General features: G+C 71.3%; 9 protein-coding genes. 1 reads left to right on the top strand and 8 read right to left on the bottom strand.

Annotated elements, in window-relative coordinates; genetic code table 11:
• Nucleotide 1 precedes the first annotated feature (1 nt).
• From pgi to tkt, 5 genes are read right to left on the bottom strand one after another with little or no spacing between them, the layout of a single operon-like run.
• The gene (gene pgi / locus ACFV6X_RS03870; protein WP_385377166.1) at nt 2-1,639 is read right to left on the bottom strand and encodes a glucose-6-phosphate isomerase; all 1,638 of its coding nucleotides are present in this window, start codon (nt 1,637-1,639) and stop codon (nt 2-4) included.
• A complete protein-coding gene (opcA, locus tag ACFV6X_RS03865) occupies nt 1,632-2,567 on the bottom strand; it encodes a glucose-6-phosphate dehydrogenase assembly protein OpcA (protein ID WP_385377163.1) in 936 nt (311 codons plus the stop codon). The genes pgi and opcA overlap by 8 nt, the downstream gene beginning before the upstream one ends.
• The gene (zwf, locus tag ACFV6X_RS03860) at nt 2,564-4,153 is read right to left on the bottom strand and encodes a glucose-6-phosphate dehydrogenase (protein WP_365459736.1); all 1,590 of its coding nucleotides are present in this window, start codon (nt 4,151-4,153) and stop codon (nt 2,564-2,566) included. The genes opcA and zwf overlap by 4 nt, the downstream gene beginning before the upstream one ends.
• Nucleotides 4,150-5,319 carry a transaldolase gene (gene tal / locus ACFV6X_RS03855; RefSeq protein ID WP_385377160.1) on the bottom strand — a complete coding sequence of 390 codons (1,170 nt, stop codon included), beginning with the start codon at nt 5,317-5,319 and terminating at the stop codon, nt 4,150-4,152. Before tal ends, zwf begins: the two co-directional genes overlap by 4 nt.
• Nucleotides 5,320-5,338: 19 nt before the next feature.
• Nucleotides 5,339-7,423, bottom strand: a complete 2,085-nt coding sequence (gene tkt, locus ACFV6X_RS03850; RefSeq protein WP_385377157.1) for a transketolase — start codon at nt 7,421-7,423, stop codon at nt 5,339-5,341.
• A 160-nt stretch (nt 7,424-7,583) separates the two neighbouring features.
• Between tkt and ACFV6X_RS03845 the strand changes: the two genes are divergently transcribed.
• On the top strand, nt 7,584-8,480 hold the full coding sequence (locus ACFV6X_RS03845) for a helix-turn-helix domain-containing protein (protein ID WP_385377156.1): 897 nt from the start codon (nt 7,584-7,586) through the stop codon (nt 8,478-8,480).
• Nucleotides 8,481-8,583: 103 nt separating this feature from the next.
• Here the strand turns inward: ACFV6X_RS03845 and ACFV6X_RS03840 are convergent, their stop codons facing one another.
• The 3 genes from ACFV6X_RS03840 to ACFV6X_RS03830 all read right to left on the bottom strand — a co-directional run bounded on the left by ACFV6X_RS03840 (nt 8,584) and on the right by ACFV6X_RS03830 (nt 14,097).
• Entirely contained in the window at nt 8,584-9,981 is a 1,398-nt protein-coding gene (locus ACFV6X_RS03840; protein WP_385377154.1) for a glycoside hydrolase family 16 protein, read from the bottom strand.
• Nucleotides 9,982-10,547: 566 nt separating this feature from the next.
• A complete protein-coding gene (locus ACFV6X_RS03835; protein WP_385377152.1) occupies nt 10,548-12,224 on the bottom strand; it encodes a histidinol-phosphatase in 1,677 nt (558 codons plus the stop codon).
• A gap of 28 nt (nt 12,225-12,252) precedes the next feature.
• On the bottom strand, nt 12,253-14,097 hold the full coding sequence (locus ACFV6X_RS03830) for a LamG-like jellyroll fold domain-containing protein (protein ID WP_385377149.1): 1,845 nt from the start codon (nt 14,095-14,097) through the stop codon (nt 12,253-12,255).
• Between the last annotated feature and the right edge of the window lie 13 nt (nt 14,098-14,110).

Below are 14,110 nucleotides of genomic sequence, written 5' to 3'. Positions count from 1 at the left end.
CTCACTTCCTGAGTTCGCGGTAGGCGGCCACGAGCGCGGCCGTGGAGGGGTCGAGACCGGGCACCTGCGCGCCCTCGGTCAGGGCGGGTTCGACGCGCTTGGCGAGGACCTTGCCGAGCTCGACGCCCCACTGGTCGAAGGAGTCGATGTTCCACACGGCGCCCTGCACGAACACCTTGTGCTCGTAGAGGGCGACAAGTTGGCCGAGCACCGAGGGCGTCAGCTCGCGCGCGAGGATCGTGGTCGTCGGGTGGTTGCCCTGGAACGTGCGGTGCGGCACCTGGTCCTCGGCGACGCCCTCCGCGCGCACCTCGTCGGCCGTCTTGCCGAAGGCGAGTGCCTGCCCCTGGGCGAACATGTTGGCCATGAGCAGGTCGTGCTGGGCCTTCAGCTCGTCGCTCAGCTCGGCGACCGGACGCGCGAAGCCGATGAAGTCCGCCGGGATCAGCTTCGTGCCCTGGTGGATGAGCTGGTAGTAGGCGTGCTGCCCGTTGGTGCCGGGCGTGCCCCACACCACCGGACCGGTCTGCCACTCCACCGCCCGGCCCTCACGGTCCACCGACTTGCCGTTGGACTCCATGTCGAGCTGCTGGAGATACGCCGTGAACTTCGACAGGTAGTGCGAGTACGGCAGCACCGCGTGCGACTGGGCGTCGTGGAAGTCGCCGTACCAGATGCCGAGGAGGCCCAGCAGCAACGGTGCGTTGGACTCGGCGGGGGCGGTGCGGAAGTGCTCGTCGACGAGGTGGAAACCGTCGAGCATCTCCCGGAAGCGGTCCGGGCCGATGGCGATCATCAGCGAGAGGCCGATCGCGGAGTCGTAGGAGTAACGGCCGCCGACCCAGTCCCAGAACTCGAACATGTTGGCCGTGTCGATACCGAACTCGGCGACCTTCCCGGCGTTGGTCGACAGCGCCACGAAGTGCTTGGCGACCGCCTTCTCGTCGCCGAGGGCGGCCAGCAGCCACTGCCGCGCCGAGGTGGCGTTGGTGATCGTCTCGATGGTGGTGAAGGTCTTGGACGCGACGATGAACAGCGTCTCGGCCGGGTCCAGGTCCCGCGTCGCCTCGTGCAGGTCGGCGCCGTCCACGTTCGAGACGAAGCGCACGGTCAGCTCGCGGTCGGTGAAGGCGCGCAGCACCTCGTAGGCCATCGCCGGGCCCAGGTCGGAGCCGCCGATGCCGATGTTGACGACATTGCGGATCCGCCGGCCGGTGTGCCCGGTCCACTCGCCCGAGCGGACACGGCCGGCGAAACCGGCCATCCTGTCCAGCACGGCGTGCACGCCCGGCACCACGTTCTCGCCGTCGACCTCGACCACCGCGTCCCGGGGCGCGCGCAGCGCGGTGTGCAGCACGGCCCGGTCCTCGGTGGTGTTGATCTTCTCGCCGCGGAACATGGCGTCCCGCAGCCCGAAGACGTCCGTGGCCGCCGCCAGCTCCTGGAGCAGGGTCAGGGTCTCGTCGGTGAGCAGGTGCTTGGAGTAGTCGATCCGCAGATCACCGACCGTGACCACGTACCGCTGCGCACGGCCGGGATCGGCCGCGAACAGCTCCCGCAGGTGCGCCTTCCACTCGGCGCGGTGGTCCTCCAGCGCGGTCCACTCGGGCCGCCGCGTCAGCAACGGGGTCTCAGACATGAGAAGGCGTCTCCTTGGTGCCCTCGCCCCGCAGGGCGACGGCGTACATCTCGTCCGCGTCGAGGCGCCGCAGCTCCTCGGCGATCAGTTCGGAGGTGGCGCGCACCTTCAGCGCGAGGGTGCGCGGCGGCTGGCCCGGCAGGGACAGCGTGGCCAGTGGGCCCTCGGGCCGGTCGATGACGATCTCGCCGCTCTCCGTGCCCAGCCGTACGCCGGTCACGACCGGGCCCGCGGTCTGCACCCGGTCGACGGTGACGTGCAGCCGCGCCTCCAGCCAGCGGGCCAGCAGCTCGGCGCTGGGGTTGTCGGCCTCGCTCTCCACGGCCGCCGAGGTGATCTGCAGCCGGGCCTGGTCCAGGGCCGCCGCCAGCATCGAGCGCCAGGGGGTGAGGCGGGTCCAGGCGAGGTCGGTGTCGCCGGGCGCGTAGGACCGGGCGCGGGCGTCCAGCGCGGCCAGCGGCGTCTCCACGGCGTACATGTCGGTGATCCGGCGCTGGGCGAGCGCCCCGAGCGGGTCCTTGGCGGGCACCTCGGGCGCGTCCACCGGCCACCACACCACGACCGGCGCGTCCGGCAGCAGCAGCGGCAGCACCACGGAGTCGGCGTGGTCGGACACCTCGCCGTAGGTGCGCAGCACGACCGTCTCGCCGGTGCCCGCCTCGGAGCCGACGCGTACCTCGGCGTCCAGCCGGGACTGCGTGCGGTCGCGTGGGGAGCGGGCGTGCCGCTTGATCACGACCAGGGTGCGTGAGGGGTGCTCGTGGGAGGCCTCCTCGGCCGCCTTGATCGAGTCGTAGGCGTTCTCCTCGTCCGTGACGATGACCATCGTCAGGACCATGCCCACGGCCGGTGTGCCGATGGCGCGGCGACCCTGCACCAACGCCTTGTTGATCTTGCTTGCCGTGGTGTCGGTCAGGTCGATCTTCATGGCCTGCGCCAGCTCCGTCCGTCTCGTGCGAGCATCTCGTCGGCTTCCGCGGGACCCCAGCTGCCCGCGACGTACTGCGCGGGCCTGCCGTCCGCGGCCCAGTACCCCTCGATGGGGTCGAGGATCTTCCAGGACTCTTCCACTTCCTGGTGACGGGGGAACAGGTTGGCGTCACCCAGGAGGACGTCGAGGATGAGCCGCTCGTACGCCTCGGGACTCGACTCCGTGAAGGACTCGCCGTACGCGAAGTCCATCGTGACGTCCCGGATCTCCATCGACGTGCCCGGCACCTTCGAGCCGAAGCGGACCGTCATTCCCTCGTCCGGCTGCACGCGGATCACGATCGCGTTCTTGCCGAGTTCCTCGGTGGCCGTGGAGTCGAAGGGGGAGTGCGGGGCCCGCTGGAAGACCACCGCGATCTCCGTGACCCGCCGGCCGAGGCGCTTGCCGGTGCGCAGGTAGAAGGGGACGCCCGCCCAGCGGCGGTTGTCGACGTTCAGCTTGATCGCGGCGAAGGTGTCCGTGGTGGACGCCGCGTCGATGCCGTCCTCCTCCAGATAGCCGCGCACCTTCTCGCCGCCCTGCCAGGCCCCCGTGTACTGGGCGCGCACGGTGTGCAGACCGAGGTCCTCGGGCAGCTTCACCGCCTTCAGGACCTTCAGCTTCTCCATCAGCAGCGAGGACGCGTCGAAGGAGGCGGGTTCCTCCATCGCGGTGAGGGCCATCAGCTGAAGGAGGTGGTTCTGGATGACGTCGCGCGCCGAGCCGATGCCGTCGTAGTAGCCGGCGCGGCCGCCGATGCCGATGTCCTCGGCCATCGTGATCTGCACATGGTCGACGAAGGACCGGTTCCAGATCGGTTCGAACATCTGGTTGGCGAAGCGCAGCGCCAGGATGTTCTGGACGGTCTCCTTGCCCAGGTAGTGGTCGATCCGGAACACCTGCTCCGGGTCGAACACGTCGTGCACGATCGTGTTGAGCTCCTGGGCCGACCTCAGGTCGTGGCCGAACGGCTTCTCGATCACCGCTCGCCGCCAGGAGCCCCGCGGCGCGTCGGCCAGCCCGTGCTTCTTCAGCTGCTGGACGACCTTCGGGAAGAACTTCGGTGGCACCGAGAGGTAGAAGGCGTAGTTGCCGCTGGTGCCCCGGGAGGCGTCCAGTTCGTCGACGGCCGAGCGCAGCTGCTTGAACGCGTCGTCGTCGTCGAAGTCGCCTGGGACGAACCGCATGCCCTCGGCGAGCTGCTGCCAGACCTCCTCGCGGAACGGCGTGCGCGCGTACTCGCGCACCGCGTCGTGCACGACCTCCGCGAAGTCCTGGTCCGCCCAGTCCCGGCGGGCGAACCCGACGAGCGAGAAGCCCGGCGGCAGCAGGCCCCGGTTGGCCAGGTCGTAGACGGCAGGCATCAGCTTCTTGCGGGACAGGTCACCCGTGACGCCGAAGATGACCAGCCCCGAGGGGCCGGCGATCCGGGGCAGGCGACGGTCCCGGGCGTCGCGCAGCGGGTTGCTCCAGTCAGGGGAGGGCCCGGCCGGCCCCGACGCCTCCCCGGCGACCTGCGCCCCTGTGGTCGGTTCGGTGCTCATTCCCCGTCAACTCCCTTGCCCGTCAGCGACTTCGTCACGGCGTCCAGCAGCTCCTGCCAGGCCGCCTCGAACTTGGCGACCCCCTCGTCCTCCAGCTGCCGCACCACCTCGTCGTAGGAGATCCCCAGCCGCTCCACCGCGGCCAGATCGGCCCGCGCCTGCGCGTAGCCGCCGCTCACGGTGTCGCCGTTGATCTGACCGTGGTCGGCGGTGGCGTTCAGCGTGGCCTCCGGCATGGTGTTGACCGTGCCGGGCGCGACCAGGTCCTCCACGTACAGGGTGTCCTTGTACGCGGGGTCCTTCACGCCGGTCGAGGCCCAGAGCGGGCGCTGCTTGTTCGCCCGCGACCCGGCCAGCACGGTCCAGCGGTCACTCGCCGGTGTCGCGTGGCCGGCGAAGCCGAACACCTCTTCGTACGCCGCGTAGGCGAGCCGCGCGTTGGCGAGCGCCGCCCGGCCCTTCAGGGCCAGCGCCTCGGGCGTGCCCATGACCGTCAGCCGCTTGTCGATCTCGCTGTCGACGCGGGAGACGAAGAAGGACGCCACGGAGTGGATGCCGGCCGGCTCGATCCCGGCCGCCTGCGCCTTCTCCAGACCGGCGAGATAGGCGTCCATGACCTCGCGGTAGCGCTCCAGCGAGAAGATCAGCGTGACGTTGACGCTGATACCGGCGCCGATCACCTCGGTGATGGCCGGCAGGCCCGCCTTCGTCGCCGGGATCTTGATCATGACGTTGGGCCGGTCGACGAGCCAGGCGAGCTGCCGGGCCTCGGCGACGGTGGCGCGGGTGTCGTGCGCGAGACGCGGGTCGACCTCGATGGAGACCCGGCCGTCCCGGCCGCCGGTGGCCTCGTACACCGGCCGCAGGACGTCTGCGGCGGCCCGGACGTCGGCGGTGGTCATCATGCGCACGGCCTCGTCGACCGTGACGCCCCGCTCGGCGAGGTCGGCGAGCTGCTCCTCGTACCCCTCGCCGGAGCCGATGGCGGCCTGGAAGATGGACGGGTTGGTGGTGACGCCCACGACGTGCCTGGTCGCGACGAGTTCGGCGAGGTTGCCGGATGTGATCCGGCGGCGCGACAGGTCGTCCAGCCAGATCGACACACCCTCGTCGGACAGGCGCTTGAGTGCTCCCGCGGTGGCGGATGCTTCGGTCACAGTGATCATCTTCTTTCTTGCGATCGGATCAACCACGCGCGGCAGCGAGCGATTCCTTGGCCGCTGCGACGACGTTCTCGGCGGTGAAGCCGAACTCGGCGAACAGGGTCGTGGCGTCGGCCGAGGCGCCGAAGTGTTCGAGGGAGACGATGCGTCCTGCGTCACCTACGAAGCGGTACCACGTCAGACCCACCCCCGCCTCGACAGCGACACGCGCCTTCACGGACGGCGGAAGCACCCGCTCGCGGTACTCGCGCGGCTGCTCCTCGAACCACTCCACGGACGGCATCGACACCACCCGGGTCGGCACACCGGCCTCCTGGAGCCGCTCGCGCGCCTCGACGGCCAGCCGCACCTCGGAGCCGGTGGCGATGAGGACGACCTGGGGCCTGCCGCCCTCGGCCTCGAACAGCACGTAACCGCCCCGCGCCGCGTCCTCGTTCGGCTCGTACGTCGGTACGCCCTGGCGGGTGAGGGCGAGGCCGTGCGGGGCCGGGTTCGTCGTGTGCCGGCGCAGGATCTCGGCCCAGGCGACGGCGGTCTCGTTGGCGTCGGCCGGACGGACGACGTTCAGCCCCGGGATCGCGCGCAGGGCGGCGAGGTGCTCGACGGGCTGGTGCGTCGGCCCGTCCTCACCGAGGCCGATGGAGTCGTGCGTCCAGACGTACGTCACGGGCAGCTGCATCAGCGCCGACATGCGCACGGCGTTGCGCATGTAGTCGGAGAAGACCAGGAAGGTGCCGCCGTAGACGCGGGTGTTGCCGTGCAGGGCGATGCCGTTCATCGCCGCGGCCATCGAGAACTCGCGGATGCCGAAGTGGATCGTACGGCCGTACGGGTCGGCCTCCGGCAGCGGATTGCCCTTCGGCAGGAAGGACGAGGCCTTGTCGATGGTGGTGTTGTTCGAGCCGGCCAGGTCGGCGGAGCCGCCCCACAGCTCGGGGATCACCGGTCCGAGCGCCTGGAGCACCTTACCGGAGGCGGCGCGCGTCGCGATCGACTGGCCGGCCTCGAAGACCGGGAGCTTCTGCGCCCAGCCCACGGGCAGCTCGCCCCTGCTGACACGGTCGAACTCGGCGGCCCGCTCCGGGTCGGCCTCCCGCCAGGCGGCGATCCGCCGGTCCCAGGCGGCGTGCGCCTCGGCGCCCCGGTCGAGGGCCCGGCGGGTGTGGGCGAGCACCTCCTCGGTGACCTCGAAGGTCTTCTCCGGGTCGAAGCCCAGCACCCGCTTGGTGGCCGCGATCTCGGCCGCCCCCAGTGCCGAGCCGTGCGAGGCCTCGGTGTTCTGCGCGTTCGGCGCCGGCCAGGCGATGATCGTGCGCATCGCGACGAGGGACGGGCGCTCCGTCTCGGCCTGGGCCGCCCGCAGCGCCGCGTACAGCGCGTGGACGTCGATGTCGCCGTTCTCGGCGGGCTCGACGCGCTGGGTGTGCCAGCCGTAGGCCTCGTAGCGCTTCAACACGTCCTCGGAGAAGGCGGTCGCGGTGTCGCCCTCGATGGAGATGTGGTTGTCGTCGTAGAGGAAGACGAGGTTGCCGAGCTTCTGATGGCCCGCCAGGGAGGAGGCCTCGGCGGACACGCCCTCCTCCAGGTCGCCGTCGGAGACGATCGCCCAGACGGTGTGGTCGAAGGGCGAGGTGCCCTCGGGGGCGTCCGGGTCGAACAGACCGCGCTCGTAGCGGGCCGCCATCGCCATGCCCACGGCGTTGGCGGCGCCCTGCCCGAGCGGCCCGGTGGTGGTCTCGACGCCGGCGGTGTGGCCGTACTCCGGGTGACCCGGGGTCTTCGAGCCGTGCGTGCGGAAGGCCTTCAGATCGTCCAGGCCCAATTCGTACCCGGCGAGGAAGAGCTGGGTGTAGAGGGTGAGCGAGGTGTGGCCGGGGGAGAGGACGAAGCGGTCACGGCCGGTCCACTCCGGGTCCGCCGGGTCATGCCGCATCACCTTCTGAAAGATCGTGTACGCCGCCGGGGCCAGGCTCATCGCGGTGCCGGGGTGGCCGTTCCCGACCTGCTGTACGGCGTCGGCCGCCAGCAGGCGGGCGGTGTCGACGGCACGCCGGTCGAGATCGGTCCACTCGAAGTCGCCGGGCCCGTCGGGTGTCTGCGTGCTCATCTGTAGGCAGTCCTCTTCAGAAGGTCATTGAAACCAGTGTTCTGGCTGGTCGGACGCGTTCGACCTTAAAAGTCTGACTTTTTTGCGGGAAGGTTCGGGTGTGCCAGCCTGTGGTGAAAGTGGGACACTCCCGCGGACGTCGAGGTGGCACGAGAAGGACATGGCGGACAGAACTATCCAAGGTGGTGGCAAGGGGGACGGCATCCGGACGTTCGCCTTCCCGGTCGAGCAGAGCGTCTGCGGCGTCGGTATGCAGGTCGGCGTGATGGACCCCGGCATCGACTGGCACTCCCACGCTCCGCTGGACCGCATTCACCGCATCGATTTCCATATCGTGATGGTCTTCGGCGGCGGACCCGTACGGCACATGGTCGACTTCACCGAGTACGAGGCGAAGGCCGGCGACGTGCTGTGGATCCGCCCGGGGCAGGTGCACCGCTTCACGGCCCCGGGCGAGTACCGCGGAACGGTCCTGACCATGCAGCCCGGCTTCCTCCCGAGGGCCACGGTCGAGGCCACGGGCCTGTACCGTTACGACCTCCCGCCCCTGCTCCACCCCGACGCCACCCAGCTCGCGTCCCTGTACGCCTCGCTGGCGCATCTGCGACGTGAGTACGAGGACACGGCGACGCTCCCCCTGAGCCTGCACACCGCGGTGCTGCGCCACTCCCTCAGCGCGTTCCTGCTCCGCCTGTCCCATCTGGCGGCCAGCTCGGCGACGGCGGCGGAGCAGCAGGCGGGCACCACCTTCACGCTCTTCCGGGAGGCGGTCGAGCGGGACTTCGCCACCAACCACAGCGTCAGCGCCTACGCCGACGCCCTCGGCTACTCCCGCCGCACCCTCGTCCGCACGGTCCGCGCCGCCACCGGCGACACCCCCAAGGCGTTCATCGACAAACGCGTCGTCCTGGAGGCCAAGCGCCTCCTCGCCCACACCGACCTGCCCATCGGCCGCGTCGGCGTGGCGGTCGGCTTCCCCGACGCGGCGAACTTCTCGAAGTTCTTCCACCAGCACACGGAGATGACGCCGGCGGCGTTCCGCGCGGAGCTGCGGTGACGGCAAGCGGACACGGCAAGCAGAGACGGCAAGCCGACACGGCAAGCCGGCACGGCAACGGGGCCCACGCGCCCGTGGGCCCCGCCCGGGATGGAACGGCCGCTCAGCGGCCGAAGGTGAACCAGTTCACGTTCACGAAGTCGGCCGGCTGGCCGCTGGTGAAGGTCAGGTAGACGTCGTGGGTGCCCGTCACCGACGAGATGTTGGCGGGGATCGTGCGCCACGACTGCCAGCCGCCGGTGTTGCCGACCGCGAAGCTTCCGACGGGCGCGCTGGTACGGCTGTCCAGGCGCACCTCGACCAGCCCGCTCACGCCCGGTCCGGCGCCGCTCGCGACCCGGGCGCTGAACTGCCTCGCCGGTGAGGAGCCGAAGTTGACGCCCCGGTACAGCGCCCAGTCACCGCCTGCCAGCGCGCCGATGTTCTGGCCGCCGCCTGTGTCGGAGGTCCCCTCGGTCATCGTGCCGGACTGCCCGTCGTGTGACTCGGCCTGGATGGTGCCGTAGGCGTCCCGGTTACCGGTCGGAGGGGGCGTGGTACCGCCCCCCTGGGACGACAGCACCTGTACGTAGTCGACGACCATCGGGTGCCCCGGCACCGTGGCCGCGTCCGGGCCGCCGCCGAACGCGTCCACGAAGCCGCCGCCCATCGCCACGTTGAGGATGATGAAGAAGCCGTGGTCCGTGGCGTTCGTCCAGGTGGTCGCGTCGACCTGGTTCTCCCGCACGGTGTGGAAGTGTGTGCTGTCGACGTAGAAGCGGATCTCCTCGACGCTGTTCGAGCGGTCCCACTCCATGCGGTACGTGTGGAAGCCGGACTGGCAGGTGGAGCCGGGGCAGGGCGCCGAACCGCCGATGCCCGTGGTCTCGTTGCACGGGCCGCCGGGTGAGGTGCCGCAGTGCATCGTCGACCAGACGGTGTTGAGGCCCTGGACGTTCTCCAGGATGTCCAGCTCGCCGACGCCCGGCCAGTTCCAGTAGTTGCCGCGGAACGGCGCGCCCAGCATCCAGAAGGCGGGCCAGTAGCCGCGGGCGGCGGCGCCGGTCACGTTGGGCATCTGGATGCGCGCCTCGACGCGCAGGGTGCCGCCGGCCGGAGGCTGGAAGTCGGTGCGGTTGGTCTCGATGCGGCCCGACGTCCAGTTGCCGGCGGCGTCGCGGCGCGGGGTGATACGGAGGTTGCCGCTGCCGTCCAGGGAGACGTTGCTGGTGCTGGACGTCATCGTCTCGATCTCGCCGGTGCCCCAGTTGGTGGGGCCGCCCGGGTAGCCCTTCCCGGTCGCGTACTGCCAGTTGGCGGTGTTGACGCCGGAGCCGGAGGCCCCGTCGAAGTCGTCGACGAAGACCCGCGTCCAGCCCGACGGGGGCGGCGGCGCGGCGGCGGTCGCGCTCGGCGTCACCGCCGTGGCGGCGAGCGCGGCGAGGCCCAGCGTGCTCAGGACGGCGAGCAGGGCCCGCCGGTAGGGCCCGCGTCTGCGGGGGGTGCCGGAGGTTTCGCTCATGGGGTGCCTCTCGGTACGGGAGTGGGTATGCGCGCACGCCCTGCCCGAGAGCACCCGTGGGGGGTGTTTGAGAGCGCTCTCAGACAAGGGGTGCGCGGACAATGTGCTCCCGGGCACCGCGGCCGTCAAGAGGTGCAACCGAGAAAGTGGTTGCGGGGCAAGGGAGTTCAAGTGATGAAGGCGGACCGCTCGGGCGTCCGCCGACGATTTCCGCGGCGGGATCGAGTCGACGAAGTCGGAGGGGTGGCCGGGCGCCCCGCCGGGCGGCACGGGCCGGCACTGGGGCGGCATGGCCTGCTCAGCACGGCGATTGACAGGGCGAACGCGGCACGTCGAAGTCCCGGCGTGAGTGAGACCAACGACCTGACGCCGGAAGAGGACGGCTGGATCCTGGCGACGGCGGTCGTTGCAGCGAACCGTCCGCCCGGGAGGCGAGCCCCTGGCCGCCGCCCATCGGGTCCGTGGACGTCGCGCCGGTCTCCGCCCAGCTCGGTGCGCCCGGTGCGCCCGCGGTGGAAGCGCCGGCCGTGAAGGCGGTCAAGCGGTCAACGAGGCGGTGAGGGGCATCAGTTGACGCTTCGAGATCCTGTCACATCGACGAAGACAGGGTTCGAATAGAACCACGTGTCCGCCCACGGGTCACCGTCGCCCGGCGCGTGCGTGACCGGCCCGTGCGGGTCGACGGACGCCCCGAGGTACCCGGCGCCGTGCCGTTTGCCGTCGCTGCCGCGCAGCCTGACGTAGAACGACTCGTCCCCCGCGGTGAGCGGAATGCGCAGGGTGTACGTCCCCTTGCGGCCGCCCACCTCCGTGCTGTGCACGACCCGGGTGTCGGGCGCACGCCAGCTGTCCCGGTCGGCGGCCGGGCCGCGCACGGTGCCCCGGACGACGTCGACGTGCGCCAATCGGGGCAGGATCCCGGCCGGGTTGTGGCGCGAGGCCGTGGTCACCGTGACGTACAGGGTGAGCCGCTCGCCCTTGCCGACCCGCAGCCGGCCGCCCAGCGTGACGCCCCGGGAGTGGTCGCGGTCCCGCCTCAGACGCACCTCCAGGCCGTCGAGCAGATGCCCGTGGTCGAGCCAGACCCGGCCGGTGCGCAGGCCTTCCATCACCGCGCGGTAGCCGTACCGCGTGACGCCGACGTGGGTGCGGCTGAACTGGTTGGGCCAGAAGTCGCTGCCGGGCTGCGGGGTGCCGGTGTTCACCGGGTCGGGCAGCCGGCCGGTGTTGTCGAAGGTCTGACCGGGCTGCCAGTCGCCGTTCTTCCAGGTGTCGAAGACGATCCGGTGGGCGTCGGAGTTGCTGGTGACCGAGAACAGCTTGCCCTCGGAGAGCAGGGCGTCCCACAGGCCGCCGACCGTCGCGGTCGCCCAGTCGAAGCCGCCGTAGGTGAGGTAGGCGTCCGCCGGGTAGCCGGGCCAGGACTGGGCGGACGGCTTGTTCTCGTACTCGCCGCGGATCGAGGTCGTACCCCGCAGGCCGGGGATCGCGGCACCCTGGGCGCCCGGCGCGCCCTCCATGCCGATCATGACTTCCGGAGCCGCGTCCCGCCAGGCGCGCATCTCGTGCGGGGAGTCGATGCCGAGGCGCATCGGGTGGTTGGCGAGCACCAGCACGTCGTCGACGTAGCCGGTGCGGCGCTGCTCGGCCAGCCACTGGATGGCCTCGACCGCGTGCGCCTCGTTGCGGGCCGTGTCCGCGTGGCCCGGCGCGCCCTCGGTCCACCCGAGCAGCTTGCCGTCGAAGGCGCGCTCGAAGCGGGTGAGCAGGTCGACCTCATGGGGGCCGGGCGCCGTGAGGACCGTGCAGTGCTCGGCGGCCGGGATGTACCACTCCAGGCCCTGGAAGATCAGCCGTCGCGGGTTCTCGGCACGGGCCCTGCGGATCTCCTCGTGCTCCAGCGCGGCGCCGAGGTCGGCGTGCCCGACGTTGGAGTGCTCGGTGAACACCATCCAGTCCAGGCCGTACCCGGCGCCCGCCTTGGCCAGCTGGGAGAAGGTGTGCTTCGCGTCGTGGCTGTAGACGGAGTGGATGTGGTGGTCGCCCACGAGGTAGGCCAGGCGCGGGTCGCCGCCGCCCGGGGGGCGCCCGCCGGCGGCCGCCGGGGAGGCGGTCCCCAGGGCGAACGTCGTGCCGAACAGGCCCGCCGTGGCGAGGAGCTGGCGCCGGGACACACCCTGCGGGTCGAGGTCGGCGGGCGGGACGGTGGGGTCGGCCCACTCGGGCAGCTGCTGCTCGGTCATGACGTTCCTCGAAGGGTCGGCGTAGGGCTCAGTGGTTCATGAACTGGGGGACGGGCAGGGCGCGGTCGACGATCCGGACGTCGCCGAGCCACCCGTGGTGGATCTGGTCGATGCGGCCCCCGTACTCGTAGCCGCCGAGCAGCCAGGGCAGCCCGAGCGAGGTCAGCCCGACCGAGCGGGCCGTGGGGTTGCGCACCACGGGGCAGCCCTCGACGTACATCGTGGTGTGCCGCCCGTCGTTGACGACGGCCACGTGCCACCAGGTCCCCCGGCCCGTCTCGTGGCCCCAGTTCGTGGCGATGCCCTGCTGGTCGACCGGCCGCACGGCCCACTGCGGGCCGGGCCCGTCGGAGAGCGACAGCGTGGCGAGCGGCTCGTCGGGGTCGCCCTCGGTCTTGCCCGCGGCGCCGCCCGTGCCGGTCCGGCTCACCAGCCCGCCCCAGGCGTTGCGGGAACCGCTCCAGGTGTCCGGCACCTTGTAGAAGGCCTCGACGGTGTAACCCCGCACGAAGGTCGCCGAGTTGAGCGGCGCGCCGTCCACCGTGCGCAGGTAGGCGCCGCGCAGCGGCGACTTGTCGCCGTGGAACCGCAGGCTGCCGTGTCCCGGCTGGTCCGGGTGGTGGCCGGCCGACCAGGTGAGGGCGCCGTCGCCCACCCGCACGACGGTGAGGTCGTTGCCCCGCCCCGACAGATCACGGACGGTGCCGGCGACGGCCGCGCCCTCGTCATGGCCGTCGAAGCGCCAGTACGCGACCGTGCCCCGCACCAGCATCGCGGCGGCCGGCCGCGCGGGCCGGGCGGGCACCGGGGCGAAGCCCGCGAACCGCCGCTCGAAGTCGATCTCCACGGAGAACCGGTCCTGCGGGCCGGTCAGTTCGCTCTCCCGCCGCTCCAGCGCGTTGAGCCCCTTGGCGGCCCGGCCCAGGATCCAGGGGGAGATCGTCTCGACGTCGATGGTGTTCCGGTCGAGGTCGAAGCGGTAGAGGCGGATCATCGCCGCGCCGCCGTAGTAACGGTTCTGGTAGTTCGTCAGATGCAGGTGGACGTCGTTCCCGGCGGCGTTGCGGCGCACCGCGCGGGCGGCGGGCCAGTAGTGACCGTTGAGGGTGAGGAAGATCTGGTCGTGTTCCGCGATCAACTGGTCCCAGAGCGTCTGCCCGTACGCGGAGAGCGCGTCGTCGCCGTACACCAGTTCGTGCGTGGTGAGCATGACGGGGGCCTGCGGGTGCCGGGCGATGACCTCCTTCGCCCAGGCGAATCCCTTCGCGGACAGCCGCCAGTCCAGACAGAGCACCAGCCACTCGCGCCCGGCCGCCTCGAAGAGGTGGAAGGTGTTGTAGCCGTCGGGCGAGGCGCCGCCGAAGGTGTCCTTGCCCTGGTGGCGCCCGGGCCCGAAGGCGTCCAGGAACGGGGTCGGCCCGCGCTGGTCGTCGGTGGACGACCGGACGTCGTGGTTGCCCGCGGGCACGCTGTAGCCGACGCCGTGCCGGTCGAGGATCCGGAAGGCCCGGCTCGCCGCCTCGACCTCGGCCGCGGTGCCGTTCTCCGTGACGTCGCCCAGGTGGGACAGGAAGACGATGTTCTCCTCGCGGCCCTGCTCCAGCAGGAAACGCAGGGAGGCCTCGATCGGCTCGGGGTCGATGCTGGGCCCGTCGAACAGGTACTGCGTGTCCGGCATCACGGCGAACGTGAAGCGCCGGCTCTGCGGATCCGGTCGCCACCGCTCCTGCCCGGCCGCCTCGGCGGCGGTGGCGGGCAGCGCGACCCCGGCGGTGGCGGCGGCGCCGATCAGTGCGGTGGCCCGCAGGAAGTTGCGTCTGCCGGCGTCGGCCTGCGGGGATTCCCCCTGCTGCTGGTCATGCGAAGTACACACGTCTGCTCCGTGG

Source organism: Streptomyces sp. NPDC059861, from assembly GCF_042731435.1.
Lineage (GTDB): Bacteria > Actinomycetota > Actinomycetes > Streptomycetales > Streptomycetaceae > Streptomyces.
Note: the sequence above shows the minus strand (reverse complement) of the source record. Positions and strands in the feature narration are given on the sequence as shown.

What these genes read in the sequence shown, in the direction of transcription:
- pgi (WP_385377166.1), bottom strand. Translation starts at nt 1,639, where the DNA reads ATGTCTGAGACCCCGTTGCTGACGCGGCGGCCCGAGTGGACCGCGCTG.
- ACFV6X_RS03845 (WP_385377156.1), top strand. Translation starts at nt 7,584, where the DNA reads ATGGCGGACAGAACTATCCAAGGTGGTGGCAAGGGGGACGGCATCCGG.
- ACFV6X_RS03840 (WP_385377154.1), bottom strand. Translation starts at nt 9,981, where the DNA reads ATGAGCGAAACCTCCGGCACCCCCCGCAGACGCGGGCCCTACCGGCGG.
- tkt (WP_385377157.1), bottom strand. Translation starts at nt 7,423, where the DNA reads ATGAGCACGCAGACACCCGACGGGCCCGGCGACTTCGAGTGGACCGAT.
- ACFV6X_RS03835 (WP_385377152.1), bottom strand. Translation starts at nt 12,224, where the DNA reads ATGACCGAGCAGCAGCTGCCCGAGTGGGCCGACCCCACCGTCCCGCCC.
- opcA (WP_385377163.1), bottom strand. Translation starts at nt 2,567, where the DNA reads ATGAAGATCGACCTGACCGACACCACGGCAAGCAAGATCAACAAGGCG.
- zwf (WP_365459736.1), bottom strand. Translation starts at nt 4,153, where the DNA reads ATGAGCACCGAACCGACCACAGGGGCGCAGGTCGCCGGGGAGGCGTCG.
- tal (WP_385377160.1), bottom strand. Translation starts at nt 5,319, where the DNA reads ATGATCACTGTGACCGAAGCATCCGCCACCGCGGGAGCACTCAAGCGC.